General features: G+C 75.3%; 9 protein-coding genes. 1 reads left to right on the top strand and 8 read right to left on the bottom strand.

What is annotated here, in order from left to right:
• Position 1: 1 nt before the first annotated feature.
• Genes ACQEVM_RS12010 through ACQEVM_RS12020 form a run of 3 tightly spaced genes read right to left on the bottom strand, consistent with a single transcriptional unit; the run spans position 2 to position 12,219 of the window.
• Entirely contained in the window at positions 2 to 325 is a 324-nt protein-coding gene (locus tag ACQEVM_RS12010) for an acyl carrier protein (protein ID WP_433077748.1), read from the bottom strand.
• Positions 315 to 4,907: a beta-ketoacyl synthase N-terminal-like domain-containing protein gene (locus ACQEVM_RS12015; protein WP_433077750.1), complete on the bottom strand. Its 4,593-nt coding sequence runs from the start codon at positions 4,905 to 4,907 to the stop codon at positions 315 to 317. Before ACQEVM_RS12015 ends, ACQEVM_RS12010 begins: the two co-directional genes overlap by 11 nt.
• Complete coding sequence (locus tag ACQEVM_RS12020; RefSeq protein WP_433077752.1) at positions 4,900 to 12,219, bottom strand: SDR family NAD(P)-dependent oxidoreductase; 7,320 nt, start codon at positions 12,217 to 12,219, stop codon at positions 4,900 to 4,902. The genes ACQEVM_RS12015 and ACQEVM_RS12020 overlap by 8 nt, the downstream gene beginning before the upstream one ends.
• Before the next feature lie 1,777 nt (positions 12,220 to 13,996).
• On the opposite strand from ACQEVM_RS12020, the gene ACQEVM_RS12025 reads away from it, so the two are divergent.
• On the top strand, positions 13,997 to 15,232 hold the full coding sequence (locus tag ACQEVM_RS12025; RefSeq protein ID WP_433077754.1) for a cytochrome P450 family protein: 1,236 nt from the start codon (positions 13,997 to 13,999) through the stop codon (positions 15,230 to 15,232).
• Positions 15,233 to 15,321: 89 nt separating this feature from the next.
• Here ACQEVM_RS12025 and ACQEVM_RS12030 read toward each other — a convergent pair whose 3' ends face one another.
• The 5 genes from ACQEVM_RS12030 to ACQEVM_RS12050 all read right to left on the bottom strand — a co-directional run bounded on the left by ACQEVM_RS12030 (position 15,322) and on the right by ACQEVM_RS12050 (position 20,282).
• Positions 15,322 to 15,909 (bottom strand): fasciclin domain-containing protein, encoded by a 588-nt coding sequence (locus ACQEVM_RS12030; RefSeq protein ID WP_433077756.1) that lies wholly within the window; start codon positions 15,907 to 15,909, stop codon positions 15,322 to 15,324.
• Positions 15,910 to 16,083: 174 nt separating this feature from the next.
• Complete coding sequence (locus tag ACQEVM_RS12035) at positions 16,084 to 16,869, bottom strand: anti-sigma factor (protein ID WP_433077758.1); 786 nt, start codon at positions 16,867 to 16,869, stop codon at positions 16,084 to 16,086.
• Complete coding sequence (gene sigK / locus ACQEVM_RS12040) at positions 16,866 to 17,447, bottom strand: ECF RNA polymerase sigma factor SigK (protein WP_266952095.1); 582 nt, start codon at positions 17,445 to 17,447, stop codon at positions 16,866 to 16,868. Before sigK ends, ACQEVM_RS12035 begins: the two co-directional genes overlap by 4 nt.
• Positions 17,448 to 17,568: 121 nt before the next feature.
• On the bottom strand, positions 17,569 to 17,784 hold the full coding sequence (locus ACQEVM_RS12045) for a hypothetical protein (protein ID WP_433077761.1): 216 nt from the start codon (positions 17,782 to 17,784) through the stop codon (positions 17,569 to 17,571).
• A 206-nt stretch (positions 17,785 to 17,990) separates the two neighbouring features.
• Positions 17,991 to 20,282, bottom strand: a complete 2,292-nt coding sequence (locus ACQEVM_RS12050; RefSeq protein ID WP_433077763.1) for an alpha-N-acetylglucosaminidase — start codon at positions 20,280 to 20,282, stop codon at positions 17,991 to 17,993.
• Between the last annotated feature and the right edge of the window lie 52 nt (positions 20,283 to 20,334).

The following is a 20,334-nucleotide window of genomic DNA, read 5'->3' on the forward strand; positions in this document are numbered from 1 at the left end:
CTCAGCCGGCCGAGGCGGCGGTGGCGGGAGAGCCGGTCGTCCGCGCGAGGGAACCGTGCGTGACCCGGGCGATGTGCTCGACGATCTCGCCCACCGACATGGCGAGGATGCCGTCCATGTCCTTCTCCGCGAGGAACCCCATCAGGTCGACCTCGGCGCCGTAGCGGTGGTGCAGCGACTCGGCGAGCGCGACGAACTCGATGCTCTCCAGGGCGAGATCCTCGTTGAAGGTGGTGCGCATCGTGACCTCCTGGGCGACGAGGAACTCGTCGCCGACGATCTCCACGAGCATGTCGGTGATCTCGGCGAGGATGTCAGCGGTCATGGTGGGGCTCCGTCCAGGCGACGAGGTGATCGAGGGGGGTGGGGTGACTCGCTGGAATCGTGTCGTGGCGGACCGTGTGGACGACGCGCGCGGGGGACACCACGCGCAGGACGCCGGATCCGGGATCGCCCGACACCCGCCAGTCGCGGGGGCGTCCGGCGAGACCGGTGCCCTCCGCCTTCGCGGCGGCCTCCTTGGCACACCAGAGCGTGGTGAGCGCGGCCGGCAGAGTGCTCCCGTCGAGGGCCGCCAGCCCTTCGGCCAGGGCCCGTTCGCCCGTGCCCAGGGCGATCCGGGTCAGGGCGTCGGGATCGGTGGTCGCCGTCTCCACGTCCACCCCGACGGGCCGGGTGCGGTGGGCCAGCGCGACCGCGAGCCGGTCCTTGTGCGCGATCGAGAGGTGAACCCCCGCGACCAGCGGCCCCTCCGGTACGGGACGGCCCGACGGATCGTTGCCGACCGGTACCTCCACCGGGAACACGGCGCCGGCGCCGCCGTCCCACAGCAGGCCCCGCAGCGCGTCCTTGGCCGCGATCCGGCCGAGCAGCCAGCCGGGCCGCTCCCGCGGTGAACGCCGCTCGTACACGGCCCGCTCGGCCGCCCCGAGATAGCGGCGCATCACCAGCTCCTGCGACGCGGGATCCGTCCACCGGCGGCGGGCCAGGCACCACCCGGCGGGCTGCGGCTCACCGATCCCGCAGACCTCCGGGGTGAACTTCATCGGCCACACCCGCTCGTCGGCACCGAAGCGCCGGTACGTCCAGCCGTCGATCCGCGCCCAGACCCGGCCGTCGGGACGGCACAGTTCGAGATCGCCCCGAACGGTGGTCCCGCGGACCTCCCGGATCCGGGCGGTGGCCGCCACCAGCGCGTGCGGCGGGGGCGGCGGCCCGTGGAAGCGGACCCGGTCGACGGTGGCGGGGAACACGAGCCGGTCCACCGGAAGTCGCAACTGCATCCAGTGCCCGAACAACTGCCCGGCGGCGTCGAGCAGCGCCCCGGGGTCCGGGAGGGCGCGCAGCACGCCCCGGATGCCGTCGGCGGCCACGGTGCGGACCTCGTGCACGCCGGCGAAGCGGGGGCCGTGGAACATCCACCGGTCACGGTAGAGCGCGTCCGCGCTGACGGGGGCGGGGCCCGGGTCGCGCAGCGGCCTGGGGTCGGGCGCGGGCGCCGGATCGAAGGACCGGCCGAGCAGCACGACGACGGTGGCGTACTCGCCCAGGGCGACGTGGACGCGTCCGGGACCGTCCGCGCGCGTGCTGACCTCGATGTCGTGGGCGGGCTCGACGGGCAGCCAGCGCAGGGCGCGGACGTCCTCGTACCCGACGACCTCGACACCGTCCCGGTCGTGGTCGGAGCGGGCGATGTGGGCCAGCGCGGCCTGCGAGGCCAGTTCCAGCATGGTGGTCATGGGCACGACGGGGAACCAGTCGGACTCCTCCGGCCAGCCCGCAGGCTGGAGGTAGACCCGGTGGTCCCGCACGTAGGGCAGCGTGTCGAGGCCGAGCCGCAGGACCGCCCTGCCCGGGGCCGGCCCCGCCCCGGCCCCACCGCCGCCTCCCGCCCCATGGTGATGCGGGGTTCCCGCCGGGCGGCCGGTGGCGGTCGTGACGGCCGCGGCTCCGGCCGGAAGGCCGGACGGGGTTCCCGCCCGGGTCGTGCTCCCGGCCGGGGTCGTGATCACCGGCGCCACCCCGGCCCCGGCCGGGTCGCAGGCGCGCAGCCGGGCCAGGGCGGCGGGGGAGAGGCGGACCAGCGGGGAGCCCAGGTCCAACGGCATCGCGCGGGACACCACCGGCCTGCCCACCGGCTCGACCGGGCCCGCGGCCACGGTCGGGGCGACGGCCGCGGGCGTCGCGTTCGGGTCCGGCGTCGTGCGCGGGTCCGGCGGGGTGTCCTGCGACAGCCGGTCCCACTTCGGCGCCTGCCCCTGCGTCCACAGCGCCGCGCACGCACGTCGCAGCGCCGCCACGCCCGCAAGACGGGGCGAGGACACGGACACCGACAGGTGTGGCCGGTCGCGCAGGGTGTCCTCGACGAACCCCGGCAGGCTCCCCGGTCCCAGCGTCACGAAGTGCCGTACCCCGGCGTCCTCGTACATCCGCAGGGTCAACTCACGGAAACGCACCGGCTCCAGCAGGTGCCGCACCACCAACTCCCGCACCTCCTCGGCCGCCGCCGGGAACGGGGACACCGTCGTCGCCGACCAGACCCGCCCCGCCGCGGCCGGCCGCAGCGGCAGCCGGTCGAACGCCGCCCGTACCTGCCCCAGGTACGGCTCCCACATCGGCGTGTGGAAACCCGAGCGGAACGGGAGCTCCCGGCCCATCACCCCTTCGGCCCGCAGCCGCGCGACGACCCGGGCGACCCCGGCGGGATCCCCGCACACCACCGACTGGTGCGGGCAGTTGTCGTGGCTGACCACCACCCCGCCCTCGCCGTGAATCGCCGCCTCGGCCCGCCGCGCCCCACAACCCAGTGCCGCGTACACGAGGTCCGGTACCTTCAGCGAGCCCGGCCGCAGCGAGGCGAGGAAGGTGTCGACGGCCTCCCGCGGGTACATCCCGGCCGCCACCATCGCGGCCCATTCACCCAGGCTGTGACCGGCCGACACGTCCGCCTCGATGCCCAGTTCACCGAGGGCGCGGCCGAAGAACCGGCCCGCTTCGATGGCGTCCAGCGCCCGTTCCATCAACTCCCCGCCCCGTCCGAGCCGGGGGCGATCCAGGCCGAGCAGGTCCGCGACGTCGTCGGCGACCGGCGCGAACTCCGGTTCCAGGCCCGGGTAGAGGAACGCGAGCCGGCCGCCCAGAGGTTCGGGCGTGAACCACACGTCTCCCCGGCCGTGCCACGTCCGCCCGCGCGCCAGCACCTTCGCGGCCAGCGCGAGCCGCTGCGGTGTGGGCCCGACCACCGCGAGCCGGCACGGGCCGTCCCCGGGCGCCGACCCCAACGGGGCCGAGGGCGCGCCGGCGGCCAGGAGCGCGACCACGTCGGCCGTGCTCTCCCCGGCGAACAGGAGGACATCCTCCCGCCCCCCTGCCCCCGTCGCGGTCGGAGTCGGGGGCGGCGAGCCCACCGGAAGAAAGCGGCGCACCGGCGGCGCGGGTCTCGGCGCTGCGCCGCCGGGATTCGCGGAGGCACCCGGGGCCTCCTCCAGCACCACGTGCGCGTTGATCCCGCCGAACCCGAACGCGTTGACGCCGGCCCGCCGGGGCTCGGGGCCGCGTTCCCACGGTTCTGCCACCGTGACCGGCCGCATCCGCGTACGGGCCAGGTCCGGGTGCGGCTCGTCCAGGTGCAGGGTGGGCGGCAGGACCCCCTCGTGCACCGCCAGCGCCGCCTTGATCAAACCGGCGATGCCCGACGCCTGCATGGTGTGCCCCAGCATCGACTTGACCGACCCGAAGCCGACCCGTCCCGCCCCGTCGCGGGGTGACCCGAACACCCGCCCCAGTGTGTCCAGTTCGGCCGCGTCCCCGATCGGGGTTCCCGTGCCGTGCGCCTCCAGGAGCCCCAGCGCCCCGGGGGAGCGAGGGTCCAAGTCGGCTTCCCGCCAGGCCCGTTCGAGCGCCTGTACCTGCCCCGACACGAGCGGGCTCATCAGGCTCGCCGCCCGCCCGTCCCCGGCGACCCCCGTACCACGGATCACCGCGTAGATCCGGTCCCCGTCCCGCTCCGCGTCGGCGAGCCGTTTCAGCAGCACCACCCCGGTGCCCTCCGAGAGCAGCGTCCCGTCGGCCCGCCGGTCGAAGGGGCGGATCCGCTCGGTCGGACTCAACGCCCGCAACTGGGTGAACACGCTCCACAGCGTGGCGATGTGGCAGTGGTGCACCGCCCCGGCGACCACCACGTCACAGCGCCCGCCCGCCAGCAGCCCCACCGCCTGGTCCACCGCGAGGAGCGAGGAGGCGCAGGCCGCGTCCAGGGTGTAGGCCGGGCCCCGGAAGTCCAACCGGTTCGCCGTCCGGGCGGCGGTGAAGCTCGGCACGAGCCCGATCGAGGCGTCGGGTCGATCCGGCCCCAGAGCGTCCTGGAACGCGGAGCGCACCTCGGCGATGCGCCGCTCCCCCAGCTCGGGCGCCACCTCCCGCAACGTCTGCGCCAACTGGTGCGCCGTGCGCACCCGTTGGTCCAGGCGGGCGGTGGCCACACCCATGAACCCGCCGCGCCCCAACACCACCCCGATCCGCGACCGGTCGGCCGGCAGCCGTTCCTCGCCGCCCGCGTCGGCGACCGCCTCGGCCGTGACGTGCAAGGCCAGGAGCTGGTCCGGTTCGGCCCCCTCGACCGCCGACGGCATGATCCCGAAACGTGTCGGATCGAAGGCGGCCGGCCCGTCGATGAAGCCGCCCCGCCGGCAGTAGAAACGATCCCCGCGCGCCGGCCCGGTGCCCCCGGCGGGGTCGTAGTAGACCTCGGGATCCCAGCGGCCGGGCGGAACCTCCCCGATGGAATCCGTTCCGGCGAGCAGATTGCGGCGGTAGGCGGCCAGGTCCGGGGCCCCGGGGAAGACCGCGCCCATCCCCACGATGGCCGCGTCGGTGGGTCGAGGCCCGCGCCGCGGCCCGTCAGTCACGGCGCTCCCCGGTCCCGTCGCCGTGGCCGGTGCCGGCTTCGTGCACGGTTCCCGCTCTGCCCGGGGTCCGGCCGTGCCCGTCGTCCCGCGCCGCCGTCAGGACGACCTGTACGTCGTGGCCGTCCGCGAGTTCGGCGAGGAAGGCGGCGGTACCCGCCTCGGGGCCGATCACCGCGATGCCCCGGCGGTCGTACGTGCGCTCCAACTCGGGAGTGACCATGCCGCCCGCCTCGGCCGCCCAGGGACCCCAGTCGACGGACAGCACCCGGCCGGGGAAGCCGGCGGCCCAGGTGTGGGCGAGACCGTCGAGGGCGTCGTTGGCGGCGGCGTAGTCGCATTGGCCGCGGTTGCCGTACACCCCGGACACGCTGGCGAAGAGGGCCAGGAAGGCGGGGGCGGGCGTGTCGCCGTGGTCGGCGGCGGCCGCGGCGAGGTGCCGGGCGCCGGCCACCTTGGTGGTGAACACCTCGGCGAAGGACTCGGGACGCTTGTCCCGCAGCAGTCCGTCCCGGAGGGTGCCGGCGCCGTGCACGATGCCGTCGAGCCGGCCGTGCCGGGCCCGTACGGCCGCCACGACCGCCCGCACCGCCCGCTCGTCGGTGACGTCGGCGCGGTGGTAGCGCACGGAGGCGGCGACGCCGGCGAGGGCCGCCAGGGTGGCCCGCACCTCGCGCTCGGCGAGGATCCGGGAGGCGGCGGCCTCGATCTCGGCGGGCGTGCGCAACCCCGCCGCCACCAGCGCGGCGCGCAGCGCCACCCGGTCCGTGGCCTGCCCGTACCGCTCGTCCTCGGCGGCCGTCGGCTCGGGAGTGCGCCCGACGAGTTCGACGTGGCAACCGGTGGCCCGGGCGAGGGCGAGCGCCGTCCGGGCGGTGATCCCCCGGGCGCCGCCGGTGAGAAGGACGACGGAGTCGCGGTCGAGGGGCGGCGGCGACCCGGAGGGAGTGAGGTCGGCCGGCACGGGACGGGCGGTGACGCGGGCTCCGTCGGCGGTGTAGACGACGGAGTGCGGGGCGGCGGCCGGGCCTGCGCCCGGGGCGCGACCGTCGTGCTCGCCGTCACTCTCGGCGTCGGCGTACGCATCGGCTTCGTGCCGGTCCCGGACCCCGGCGGTGTCGCTCAACTCGGCGACGAGCTGCGCGGCGACGCGAGCCGGGTCCTCCTTCGGGTGTACTCCGACCGCCCGGACCAGGGCGCCGGGGAACTCGAGGGCGGCGCTGCGGGCGAAGCCGTGCAGGCCCGATTCGGGGGTCGCGGCGAGGATCAGCCGACCCACACCGCCTACGAGGGCCCGCTTGAGCCCGGCGAAGGCGCCGGGCAGGACGGGTTCCTGCCCCGCGCCCTGCCCGGCCCGCAGTGCGGACAGGTCGACGAGCCCGTCGTGGCCGGCCTCGGGCGCGGACAGCAACCGCACCTCGACCCCGCAGGACTCCAGGGCCCCGCCCAGCGCGAGCGCCACCCCCTGCCCGTCCTCGACGATCCCGACCCGCAGCCCGCGCAGTCCGGCCGGATCCCCGCCGGGCGGTGCGACGGGTACGAGGTCCACGCGCATGCGGCGCGGTCGCGGCCCGGCGGTGCGGGGCGTGCGCCCCTCGGACCGGGCGCCGGTCGACAGTGAGGCGACGGCCGGGGCGTCGTGGAGCGCGGCGCCGGCGGCCGGGGCGTCGGGGGTCGCGGTGCCGGTGGTCGTGGTGTCGTACCCGTCGGCGGACGACGCGGTGTGGGACACGACCCAGTCGACCACGCCGCGCAGGGACTTCAGGCGGGAGAGTTCCTCGACGGCCGACTCGGTGGATCCGTCCGGTTCCCGGGGCAGTCCGATCCGGTCGGCGAGGGCGCCGATGATCTCGACCCGCTTGATGGAGTCGATGGACAGGTCGGCCTCCAGGTCCAGCGCGGGGTCGAGCATGTCCAGGGGATAGCCGGTTCGTGTGTGCACGATGTCGAGGACGACGTCCATCACCTCGCCCGCGGTCAGCGGCGCGGCGGCGGCGGTCGCCGGGGCACCCGGCCGGCCCACCGGGCCGTCGACGGGGTGGGGGTCGGCCGGCCGCCACGGATCGGGGTGCGCCGCCGCCTCGATCGCCACCCCGCCGCCGGGCGCCGTGGCCGCGCGCGCCGGCTCCCGGCCGTTGACCGGCGCCGACCGCCACGGGTCGGGGGAACGGCCCGGGCTCCCGGCAACCGGCACGTGTCCGTCGGGCCCCGCCCCGACCCACGCCGGGCCGTCGGTCCACGCCGGGTCGTCGGTCCACGCGGAGCCGTCGTCCCACGCCGCGTCCGGTTCGGGCCGGGCGGGGGCGCCCGGCGCCCGGTCGGCCGGCGTGCCCGCGCCGGGCAGGCCCAGGTAGCCGAGGAGGACCTCGCGTTGGGCCTCGATCAGCAGGCGCGAGCCGCGGAGGTACTCCAGCACGGCCTCGTCACGGGGCCCGGGGGCCGCGGTCGGCCCGCGGCCGTTTCCGGCCGGGGGGCCGGGCCGCGTCGGGGGAGCCGGGGTCGCGACGGGGCGGGGGTGAAGGGGAGGAAGGGGGGAGCCGTCCTGTTCGGCGGCGCTCTGCGGGCTCATCGGTGCCTCCGGTCGGGGGATGCGGTGGGCGGGGCGGAGGCCGCCCGGGATCGGGGTGCCGGCCGAGGTGCGGACCAGGTGGCCGTCCACCAGCCAGCCCGGGCGTCGCGGCGCCCGGTCCGGCAGCGCGGCGGTCCGGCCGCGGAACAGGGCTTCGGGGGCGATCGGGACACCGGCCGCGGCCAGCTCGGCCAGGGCGGTGACCAGCCGGATCAGACCGTGCTCGCCGGGCACGTCCAACGGCACCACCGTGTGGGGACGATCGCCCAGGATCCGGGCCGTCAGACCGGACAGCACCCGACCCGGCCCCGCTTCCACGAACGTCCGGACGCCGGCCGCGTACATGGCCTCCACCTCGTCGACGAACCGGACCGGCCGTGCCACCTGACCCGCCAGGAGGCCGCGTACGCCCTCGGCGTCGGCCGGGTACGGGGCCGCCGTGGTGTTCGACCACACCGGCACGGTCGGCCCGGACACCTCCGTCGCCGCCAGTTCCGCGGCGAGCGCGGACTCGGCCCCGGCCACCACCTCGCTGTGGAACGCACAGGCCACCGGCAGGAGTTCGGCCGCGAGTCCGGATGCCCGAAGTGCCGCAACCGCCTCGGCCACGGCCTCCGTCCGGCCGGAGATCACGCACTGGCGGGGCGCGTTGTGGTTCGCCACCACGCACCCGGCCCGCGCCGCGAGGTCCCGGACCTCCTCCGGGGCCGCGGACACCGCCGCCATGGCCCCGGGATCCGCCCCGGCCGCCGCCAGGATCGCCTCGGCCCGGCGCGTGCTCAGCCGCGACAGGCTCGCCGTGTCGTACGCGCCCGCCGCCCACAGCGCGGTCAGTTCCCCGTAGGAGTGCCCGGCGACACAGTCGGGCACCACACCGAACCTGCCGAGCAGCAGGTGCGCCGCGGCGCCGGCCAGCCCGAGGGCGGGCTGGGCCACCCGGGTGTCGGTGACGGCCGCCCGTTGAGCGGACCGGGCCGGCGCGGTGAACGCGGCCGGCGGGAACACCGCGCGCGCCACCCCGCCCGGTGCCTCGTCCAGGAGCCCGCGCAAGGCGGGGAACGCCATGAACAAGTCCCCGAGCATTCCGACGCGTTGGCTGCCCTGTCCGGGAAAGAGGAACGCCACCCCGCCCGGGTCGGCCGCCTCCTCCCGTACGTGGACCCCCGTGCCAGGGGTGAAGCCGCGGGCCTGCTCCAGCCGGACCGCGAGTTCGTCCGCGTCGGTGGCGACCACGGCCACCCGCACCGGCCCGCTGCCGGACGCGCAGGCCTCCGCCGCGAGGTCCCGCAGGGCCCAGGGCCGGCCGGCCGCGTCGTTCTCCTCCAGTCGGGCGGCGAGCCGTGCCATGGCCCGCCCCGCGGCCCGCCGGTCCTCGCCCCGGAAGCAGAAAAGTTCCGCCGGCCACTCCTCCAGCCCGTGGTCCGGTTCCTCCGCACCGCCGTAACCGGCCAACACGGCGTGGTAGTTGGTGCCTCCGAAGCCGAACGCGCTGACGCCCGCGATCCGCCGCTCCACCGGCACCGCCCACGGCCGGGCCTCGGTGTCGAAGACGAACGGGCCGTCCTCGGGACTCCAGGCCGCGTTCGGCGTGCTCAGATGTGCGGTCGGGGGCCGGATGCCCGTGTGCACGGCCCACGCGGCCTTGATCAGGCCGGCGAGCCCGGCCGCACACTTGGTGTGGCCGATCTGCGATTTGACCGACCCCAGGGCGCAGGATCCCGGCGCGGCTCCCGAGGCGGTGAACAGCGCGCTCAGCACGGCCAGTTCGGTGCTGTCGCCGACCACGGTCCCGGTGCCGTGGGCCTCGATGAGCCCCACGTCGGCCGGGGTGACGCCGGCTCGCGCGTACGCCCGTTCCAGGGCCCGTCGTTGTCCCTCCGGTCGGGGCGCGGTCAGCCCCAGCGATCGGCCGTCGCTCGACGCGCCGACCGCCTTGATCACCGCGTACACCCGGTCACCGTCGCGCTCCGCGTCCGACAGCCGCTTCAGCACCAGGGCGCCCACCCCCTCGCCGAGCGCTATCCCGTCCGCGGCGGCGTCGAAGGGCCGGCAGCGTCCGCCGGGCGACAGGGCCCGTACGGAGGCGAACATCAGGTAGTCGTTGATGCCGTTGTGCACGTCGGCGCCACCGCACACCACCATGTCGCTGTCACCGTCGCGCAGTTGCCGACAGGCCAGGTCGAGGGCGGCCAACGAGGAGGCGCAGGCCGCGTCCACGGTGCAGTTGGCGCCGCCCAGGTCGAGACGGTTCGCGACGCGTCCCGCGATCACGTTGGCGAGGATGCCCGGGAAGGAGTCCTCCGTCAGCCGGGGCAACTGCTCGTCCAGCGCGGGCGGCAGCTCGCCCAGATAGGCCGGATACAGTGCGCGCAACCCGTACGCGCCCGCCAGCTCGGTGCCCGCCTCCGCGCCGAAGACCACCGAGGTCCGCGTACGGTCGAACTCCCTGTCCCGACCGTACCCGGCGTCCCCGAGCGCCCGCGCCGAGATCTCCAGGGCCAGGAGCTGTACCGGTTCGATCCCGGCCAGCGAGGTCGGCGGAATGCCGTGGGCGAGGGCGTCGAACGGCACCGGCGCCAGGAAGCCGCCCCAGCGGGAAGGGGTGCGCTCCCCGGCGCGGGCCGGGTCGGGATCGTAGTAGAGCCCCGGGTCCCACCGCTCGGCCGGTACCTCGGTGACGGCGTCCCGGCCGGCCAGGATCTGCGACCAGTACGCGTCGAGACCCGGTGCCCCCGGGTAGGCACAGGCCATTCCGACGATGGCGACGTCGAGCGGTTCGGCGACGGGGCCGGTCTCCTCGCCGGCCGCTCCGGTGGTCTCGGCTGCCCGCCGGTCCAGGAACTCCGTCGCCCCCCGGGTGACCTGGGCGTGCAGCGCGGCCACCGTCGTGGTCGCGGACCGCAGGGTGGCGGCCTGCCCGAGCATGAACAGCCCGTCCGTCAACTGCTCCGGCTCGCTCACCGGTTCCAGGCCGCCCGCACCCCGACGCACCCCCTTGCCGGCGATCCGGAGCCGGCCCAGATTCAGCCGCTCCAACTCCTCCCACATCTGGCGCGGTTCGGTCCCGTCCTCGGCGAGTCGCCGTCTGGTCTCCTCGAACGTCACCGCGTACGGGGTCTCCGCGCAACGGGTGGCGTGGCCCGGTCCGGTGTGCAACAGGACGGTCTCCTCGCACTCCACCGCCGTCCGCTGGAAGCCCGGCAGGATCGCGCCCGCCGCGACCGCCTCCCGTGTGAACAGGTAGGCGGTGCCCATCAGTACGCCGACGCGGGCGCCCCGGGCGACCAGCGGGGCGGCGGCCGTCACCGCCATCGCGGCGGACCGCTCGTCGTGGATGCCGCCTGCGAACAGGACGTCCAGCCGGGCCGGTTCGGCGCAGGACAGCAGCCGTTCGACCTGCTCCTCCCACAGCGGGAACGAGGCGCGCGGCCCCACGTGCCCGCCGCACTCCGATCCCTCGAAGACGAACCGCCGCGCCCCCTCGGCGAGATACCGCTCCAACAGGCCGGGTGAGGGGACGTGCAGGTGCGTCACCGTTCCCGCCGCCTCCAGCGGGGCCGCCTGCGCCGGGGTGCCGCCGGCGATGATCGCGTACGGGGGGCGCACCCGCGCCACGGCCGCGAGCTGCTCCCGGCGCAGCTCGGGCGGGGCGAAGCCGAGCAGGCCCACGCCCCACGGCCGGTCCCCGAGCCGCTCCGCGGTCTCGGCCAGCAGTCGGAGTACCTGCGGGCCCCGGGTCAGGGCGAGGGCGAGGTAGGGGACTCCGTCCGCCTCGGCCACCGCCTCGGCGAACGCCGCCTGGTCGCTGACCCGGGTCATCGGGCCCTGCGCCACCACCCGGGACCCGAGCAGCGGTCTCGTTCGGGTGGCGACCCCGATGTGTCCGGCGACGGCGGCCCGGACGGCCTGGAGCACCCCGCCCGCGGTGCGGTGCCTTCGGGCCAGCCGGTCGGCCATGCCCCCGTCCTGGCCGACGGGCAGCAACTGCGTCCGCAGGTCACGGGCCCCGAGCAGGCGCGCAGCCGGTCCGTCGGGCGGCGGCAGGTCGGGCCGGGCGAACACCCGGTGCCCGTCGACCAGCCGGCTCTCGGAACCGTCCATCGCCCGCAGCGCGGCCACGACTTCTGCGGGCAGGCCGGCCACCCCCTCGACCGTCAGGGCCAGTTGTACGTCCATCAGCACGCCGGCGGCCCCGCCCGCGACGGCGGCCGCCGCCGTGTGCGGGCCGATGCCCCCGCACGCGATGACGGGCACTCCCGGTCCGGAGCCGGCCAGCAGCCGTTGGAGGAGGACGAAGGTGGTGGTCGGGCCCACCCGGCCGCCGGCCTCGTGTCCCTTGGCCACGATCGCCCCGACCCCGGCCGCCACCGCCGCCCGTGCCTCCCCGGGGCCGGTGATCTCGGCCCAGACCCGGGGGGATCCGGGGGCCGCAGCCCAGGCGGCCACCCGACCCGGGGTGTGCTCCGCGACATCGGCGAGCAGCACCGTGTCCACCTGGGCCGGAAGTTCCCCGGGGCCCAGCGGACAGCCCACCGGTATCCGCACCCCGTACGGACGGCCGTCGAGCCGCCGCCCGAGCTCCGCGAAGGCGGCCCGCGCCGGTACGGGGTCCCGGCCGAGGTCGAGCAGCCCGAGGGCCCCGGCGCGCTCGGCGGCGGTGACGATCCGAGGGTGCGGTTCCTCGAAGGGGCAGACCGCGACGACCAGGTCGCGGGTGGCGGGGGGCTGCTCGGGGTGGGGGGTCACGGGCGCTCCTTCTCCGGTGGGTTCCGGTGCGGTGCGGTGTGTTCCGGTGCGGGTGGTCGCGCGGGGTGGTGCGAGGCGCGTGGTGCCGTGCCGTTCCGTGTCACGTCGCGCGGTGCGCGTCGCGCCCGGGGCGCCTCGCGAGGGGGCGCGCGAGGCCTTGCGGGGCGGTGTCGTGCGGGGCGACGCGTGGGCCGTACGGGCCGTGCTGTGGGGGTGCGGGCCGTGCGGGCAGGACGGGGGAACACGCCGGTCGACGACTCCGCCGGCGCGGTGCGTGCGGTGGCCGGGTGACCCGTCGACGGTTCGGACGGGGTTGAGCGGTGGTCAAACTCCCCGGCGCCGCGATGCATCGTGCGGTGATGACCGTGCACTGTCAACCGGTATGCGGAGTGGGTTCTCTCGCTCCCTCCAGACCCGCCGGCCGGTTCGCGACCGTCCGGGCGCGGTCCGCCCCGCAGCCCCGTCGCCCCGGTGGCCTGCGGAGATCCCCGCTCCGCGGACCGGGTCCGGGGAGCACGTGGGGGGAGGGTCGGGCGCAGGTCACGCCGTGTCGGTGCGTCTTCTCGCCACCCGGGCATGAACGACTCATCGCGGCGCGGGAGTTGTTCAACATGGCGCCCCTCACGGGTAAGGCATCGCCCGGTTACCGTCCGGTCATGACCCCCGCTCTCGCGCAGCTTCGCCCCCTCGTCGCCGTCGCGGACCGCCGTTCCGTCACGGGCGCGGCCACCCGGCGCCGTTACGGGTGTTCGATGGGCTGCCCATGGCGCTGCCGTGCGCGGGCGCGGGCCGACGGACCGGGAGGGGGGCCGTGTCCGGCTGCTCCGGCGTGCGCCCCGGGCCCCGGCCGGAAGTCGACGAACGACTCGCCAGGGTCACCGGGTCGCGGACGGGTGCGGCGCGCTCATCCGGCACCGGGACGCGGTGTCCAGGGCCTTCGGCAGTGGCGCCGAGATCCGCTCGTCCACCCCGCCGCCGCCGCGCCCCGGTGGGTGTCGCCCACACCCGACACCCCTTGGGTGGCGAGGCCCTGCCTTCGTCGCGCATGCCCCGCACGAGGCATCCGCGAGTGAGCCCGCACCCTGACCGGAACAGGCCTTGCGGACCGCGAGGCCTGCCGGTTTGGCATTGAACCATGTTCAAACGGGAAGGAGTTGGTCCTGGAGTCGGCAACCGATGCCCCTCCCGCGGTGCGCATGTCGCCCACCCGCAGAACACCATGGGTGGCGGCCCTGGCCACCGCCGTCCCCGCCCGGCGGTCTGGCCGGACTCGGCGTCCTCGCCATGAGCCGCAGGCGTCCGGCGTCCTCCGCGCCGTCGACGACAGCGGCAATACCGACCAGGTCTTCGCCGTCGACGACAACACCACATCCGGCCGACTCGTGGCGACCCGCACCGTCACCGGGGCCGGCACGACCGACCGGGAAGGCCCCGCCATCGGCAAGGACGCCCGAGGATCCCCCGTGGTCCCGTGGTCCCGTGGTCTGCGTCGGCGACATCGGGGACGACGTCGTCGGCCGCGCCGAGAGCGCCGTGCACGCCTTCGTCGAACCGGACATGCTCGCCGACGCGTCCGGCACCCCGGCCCGCCACCGCCACCGCCACCGCCACCGCCACCGCCACCGCCACCGCCACCGACTTCACCGGAGGCACCACCCGCATCACCCTCACCCTCACCCTCGGCTCGTTTCGGGACGGCGCGGAGTCGGGCTTGAACAACCCCGCCTCCAGGCCTCACTGTTGGCCGGGTCTCTTCCACACGGTCAGGAGAATCGGCTTGTCGTCCCACACTGCAGACGCGCACGTCATCGATCCCGCCGGGGGGTGCCCGCACGCCCTCAACGCCCGCCTGCGGTCCCGGGGCGCCGTGGCGGAGGTCGTCCTCCCCGGCGGAGTGCCCGGCGCGGTCGTCCTGGGCCACGACGCACTGAAGGAGTTCCTGGCCCACCCCGATGTCGCCAAGGACGCCCGACACTTCCCCGGCCTGCATGACGGCAGCGTCCCCCGGGACTGGCCCCTGCGGGTCTTCGCCAACGCCCAGGGCATGCACACCGCCGACGCCGCCGACCACCGCCGGCTGCGCTCCCTGGTCGGCAACGCCTTCACGGCCCGGCAGGTGGAGCGACTGCGGCCGCGCATCGAGGAGTTGACCGCCGGGCTGCTCGACGACCTCGCCGCGGCGGCGGCCTCCTCCCCGGACGGCGTCGCGGACCTCAGGACCCACTTCGCGCTGCCCCTGCCGATGAGCGTCATCTGCGAACTGCTCGGCGTCGACGAGGAGCACCGGGGGCGGCTGCACCACCTGTCCAACACGGTGATCGTCTCCACCGACACGACCCCGGCCGAGGTGATGGCCGCCGTACGCGAACTCGTCGAACTCATGGGCGCCATCGCCGCCGCCCGCCGGGCCGCACCGGGCGACGACCTCACCAGCGCCCTGATCGCGGCCCGCGACGGGGACGGTGACCGGCTCAGCGAGGCCGAACTCATCGGCACGATGCGTCTGATGCTCGTCGCCGGCCACGAGACCACGCTCAACCTGATCAGCAATGCCGTGCGCGCCCTGTGTACCCACCGCGATCAACTCGCGCTGGTCCGCGAGGGAAAGGCGAGCTGGTCCGACGTGGTCGACGAGACCCTGCGCTGGGACGGCCCCGTCAGTTGGTTCCCGTTCCGCTACCCCACCCGTGACGTGACCGTCGGCGGGTCCGTGATCCCGCGCGGCACCCCGGTTCTCGCGGGCTACACCGCGGCCGGCCGTGACGAGGCCGCGTACGGTCCCGGGGCGGACCGTTTCGACCTCACCCGGGAGAACAGTCGCAACCTCTCCTTTGGGCACGGCGCCCATTACTGCGTGGGCGCACCGCTCGCCCGGCTGGAGGCCTGCATCGCCCTGGAGCGGCTCTTCGACCGGTTTCCGGACCTCGACCTCGCGGTGCCCGACGCGGAACTGCCCTACCAGCGCAGTTTCATCGGCAACAGCGTGCAGACGCTCCCGATCCGCCTGGGGTGATCCGGAGTGCGGCGTCCGTCGGACCGTGCCCGGGGCGGGCGCGGTCCGACGGACGCCGGAGGGGGCGGGGCAGGGGCGGGTCCGGGGTGTCAGGACTTCGGCATCAGGACGGAGTCCACCAGGTAGACCGTCGCGTTGGCGGTGTGGACGTCACCGCAGACCACCGAGGCGTTGCCGTTCACCTTGAAGGACTCGCCGGAACCGGAGGTGGTCAGCCTCTGCTTGGACAGGGTGTCGAACGAGCCCTGCTCCAACTGCTTCGGTGTCAGCTCCTGGCCCACCACGTGGTAGGTGAGGACCTTGGTGAGCTGCGCCTTGTCGGCCAGCAGCTTGTCCAGGTCGGCCTTCGGTACCTTGGCGAAGGCCGCGTTGGTCGGCGCGAACACCGTGATGTCCTTCGCGCTGTTCAGGGTGTCGACCAGGCCGGCCTTCTTGACGGCGGTGACCAGGGTCGACAGGGCCGGGTTGTTCGACGCGGCCGTGGCCACGGGGTCCTTGGCCATGCCGGCGAAGGAGCCCGAGCCGTCCTTCGGTACCGAGGCGCAGCCCGGTCCGAACGGTTCGCCGTCCGCCGCCATCGCGGAACCCGCGGCGAGAGCCGGCCCCAGGGCCAGTGCGGCCACGGCCGACGCGGCGAACGCCGCCCTGCGTATGCCTGTGTTGCGACGTGCTGTCATCACGTGACTCCTCGGGTCGGGTCGTTCCCCCCGCCCTCGGGCGCCGCGCCCGACACTGTGGGTCGCGGGCCTCCCGGGTCTTCCTTCACGCGGGTCATTCGGAGCGGCCCGGCAACCGGTTTGGTGGGACGTGCCCGTTGTGTTCCGTCCGGGGGCACCCCCCCGGTTCCGGTCCTACGCGGCGCCCGCCGCCGGGAACGCGAGCACCACCAGCGGATCCGTGGTCGGTGCGGCCGAACCGCCCGCCGGTTCCTCCGTGACCCCGACCCCGGTGGCGGGACCCACCTCGCCCTTCAACAGCGCGGGGGCGTCGGGTCGCGCCGGGTCCATCAGCCCGGCCGGACGCATGACGCCCTTCGGGTCGGCGTACCACAGCTGGTACACCCGCCCCTGGGGCGGCGCCGCGAGACCGTCGGCCACGAACACGGCCCGGTCCCGGTCCCGGGAGAGCACCACCGTGCCCGTGCCGCCGTCGGCCATGCGGCCCGTGGCCAGCCGCGCGTCGGGCGCCGCGAGCACCCCGGTGAGGGCCTCCGCCCGCGCCTCGACCCGTCGGGCGTCCTGCCGGGCCGTCTCGGCCCGCTGGTACTGCCAGGCCGCCACCCCGCCGAAACCGACCGCCGCCGCGAGGCAGGCCGCCAGGGCCCAGCGCAGCCGGGGCCGCGCGGGCCGCGCGTGGTGTGCGGGAACCCGTACGGGCTCCGGCCGCGCGGGCGCCGCCCGGATCTCGCGCAGCACCGACTCCCGGAGCGCCGGCGGCGGCTCCACCGCCACCGCCCGGCCCAGCAGGGCCGCCGTGGCCGCGAGTTCCGCGACCTCCCGCAGGCACGCCTCGCAGGTCTCCAGATGCGCCTCGAAGGCCGCCCGCTCCGCCGGGGGCAGCGCGTGCGTGACGTAGGCACCCGTGCCCTCGTGCATGCCCGTCGTGCCCTCCGTGCCTTCCGTGTCCTCTGTGCTCATCCGCCGCTCACCCCGAGACAGTCGCGCAGCCGCAGCAGTCCGTCGCGCAGGCGCGTCTTGACGGTACCCAGCGGAACCGACAGTTCCTCGGACACCTCGCGGCAGGTCAGACCCCGGTAGTAGGCCAGGGTCACCGACTGGCGCTGGATCTCGGTCAGCGAACCCAGGCAGCGCCGTACCCGGTCACGCTCCTCGTGGTGCTCCACCGCCTCGCTCACCTCGTCGAACTCCGGGAGGGCGGCCTCCAGCCGCGCCGCGCGCCGCTCGCGCTCGGTCGAGGCCTGCGCGGAACGCACCCGGTCGACCGCGCGGCGGTGCGCCATCGTCAGCACCCAGGTCCGCACGCTGCCCCGGTCGGCGCGGTAGCGCCCGGCGGTGCGCCACACCTCGACGAGCACTTCCTGCGCCACCTCCTCGGCCTGGGCCCGATCGCGCAGCACCGTGTACGCCAGGCCCAGCACGGATCCGCTCACCGCCTCGTACACCGAGACGAAGGCGTCCTCGTCCCCTTCGGCGACCCGGCCGAGGAGGGCGGGCATGCCGTCCTCGGCGCGGTCCGCTCGTGTCACGTCGTTCACGGGAAGATCCTCCGGGATTCCCGGTCGTTCGTCGGCATCCGCGCGCCTCGTGAGCCATTCGTAGCCGCCGAGCCACTGGATTGGCCCCGCCCCCGGGCGGTGCCGGCCGGCACCGCACCCGTCATCCGCGGGGCCTGCGCTTGCGCAATTCGACCACCCCGTCGGTGATCAGGTCCCACGTCTCGGAGCACGGCGACGGTTCCCGCCCCGGGTCACCGACCCGCGGCGGCGGGGGGACGGCCTGGTCGGGGTCCCCGCCGGCCCGGATCGACGCGGTCGCGAGGTCGGACGGCGGTTGCGGCGCCGGGGAGGGCCGCTCCGGCTCGGTCTCGGACATGCTCGGTGCGCTCCTGGGGGCGTCGGAAGGGGCGGCCACCGGATCGCTCCGACAGCCGCCCCTGTTCGTGTCCGGGCCAGTGAACCGACCCCCCGTCCAGTGCGGTGATCAGCCGTATGCGCTCTCCCTCTCACGAGTGTGGAATTACCCACCTGAGGGTGACGGTCACGGGAAGCCCCGGACGGCGCCACGGTCGATGGTGTAGGTCATTTCGCGGCGGGAAGCGCGGCTGCGATCCCCGCCGCCAGGGCGTACGGATCCCCGACCGGCGCCTGGGCGTGCCGGGTGGTCTGCCGCGCCCATTTCTCCTCGAAGGCGTACCAGTCGATCTGCCGGGGCACCGCCCGCCGGACCAGAGCCTCCTCCAGCGTGGCGAAGTACGCGTCCCAACGCGGTGCGTAGAGCTCCGAGACGAGACCGCCCCACTCGCGGTTCGCGTAGTCGTGCAGCGAGCCTCCCTCGGAGGCGGCGCGCGGGCCCCACACGCTCAGGAGCGAACGCGTGTCGTACTCGTACCGGTCCGCCTCCGCCGTGTCGGCGCCCCGGGAGCGTGCGGCCGAGAGGCGGGGCCCCAGCAGGAGGTTCGGATCGGCGCTCGTGACGGCGTCCAACCGCCTCTCGCCGTCACGCCACTGCGCGGTCAACTCACGGAACAGGCGCACGTCCTTCGCCTCGTACGCCGCCTTGATCTTCGGCAGCAGCCCCCGCGAGTGGTTCGCCAACGCCTGCCGGGCCGTGTCCACCAGGTCGTACCGGAAGGCGCTGGAAGCCCGCAGCGGCGGGGCCACCTTCAGCAGGTGGTCCAGGGCGCGGCGCACCGAACCGGCCGAATAGCGCATCGACTTGGGGCTCCAGCGGGCGGATCCCGCAGCGCTCAGGCTCGGTCGGGCCGTGAACAGGCTGTCCTGGGACTCCGACCACAGCCCCGAGGGGGTGCTGTACGGGCCCTTGCGCAGTTCTTCCCACGCGGCCGCCGCCTCGGTGTCGGAGCGCCCGTACCGGCGGGCGGAGTACGCCGCGAACCACTTCCTCTGGTCGATCGGCCCGGATTCCCAGGCCAGATCCGTGAAGAGGTCGAAGGCGGCGGGATCGGTCCCGGTGGCCTCCGGCATGTACGCGATGCCCGAGAGCGCGCTGTCCGGCTTGGACCGCCAGGCGCCGAACCGGTCGCTCCACACCGCGGTGTTGGCGCCGATCGTGGTGTGCCCGCCGAAGTTGGGGATCGTGCCCAGCGCGTAGGGCGCCCCGCCCCACCGGGCCTCCCGGTCCAACCCGTCGTACCGGTCGGACAGGCCGTCCAGGATCAACAGCTTCGAGGTGTCCACCCCGGCCAGGAGTTCCCTCCTCGGATCCTCCTGCCAGCCCAACACCGCCCACAGCGCGCCGGGATGGGCAGCCCACAGCGCCTTCTGCACCGCCCCGGCCGCCGCCGCCACGTTCACCGAACCCGTCTTTCCGCCTTCGTGCAACGGACTCATCCGGTACATGGAACTGTCCCCGAACACCGTCCGCTGTTCCGCGTAGTACGCGGCGGCCAGCTTCCCGAACGCGGCCGAGTTCGGGTCCAACCAGTCCGGGCGGTCGAAGCCCGCCCAGTCACCCTGCGGCACGGTCGTGGCGCCGGCGTTGCGCGCGGCGAACGCCGGCGGCACCGTGCCGAAGAAGCCCGGCAACACCGGGGTCATGCCCAGTCCGCGCAACTGCTCGGCGATCCGGCCGCCGATTCCGGCCCGCTCGCGCATCAGCCGTTCCGAGACCGGCCCGCCGAAGCCGCTCATGTTCTGCAGCAGCCACCAACTCTGGTGCGCGGGACCGGGGATCCACGCCCTCAGCTCCGCCGCCGAGTATCCGAACCCCTGGAGCGCCCTGTAGTACGGATACTCGGCGCCGACCTGCACGAACACCTCGTTGACGCCGTGCAGGGCCAGCAGGTCGACCTGCCGTCGGTGCTCCTCGAAGGTGCGGTACGGGCCCGAGTAGCCGTCGTCCGTGTCGTTGAGCGCGTACCGGTGGGCGACCAGCGCGCTCCGGGTCACCGGCTCCGGCACGGCCGGCAGGCGCTCCGGCAGCATCCCCAGGCTGTCGCCGGGCCAACCGATGTCGGCGCCCGCGACGTGCCGGAGGTACCAGCCGACCCCGGTGAGCAGGGTCGCGCCGCTGGTGCCGCGCACCGTGAGGGCGCCCGCCGTTCCGGACACCGTGAAGGTGTCCGCCGCGGCGCCCGGGTCGGGCACCAGCGTGAACTGGCCGGCGTGCCGGGGCAGCAGCCGTTCCAGAGCCTCCCGTGCCGGACGCGCGTCGAAGTCCCGGGTCGCCGGGGCCTGCCGGGCCCCCTTCTGCCGCGCGTCGGCCTGCCGCGTACCCGGCGCGGTGGGCGATCCCGCGCCCGAGGCGACCGCCCCGGGCGCCGCCCCCGCCAGGAGCAGGACGAGCAGTGCCGCGGGAAGCGCCGCCCCCGCGGCCGTACGGCGCCCACGCGGGCGCCCGCTGCGTGCCATCGAGTCGTACCTCATTCCGTCGATCGGAGCCGTCGGACCAGAGCCATCGGAC

It is taken from the genome of Streptomyces sp. CA-243310, from assembly GCF_050936775.1.
Lineage (GTDB): Bacteria > Actinomycetota > Actinomycetes > Streptomycetales > Streptomycetaceae > Streptomyces.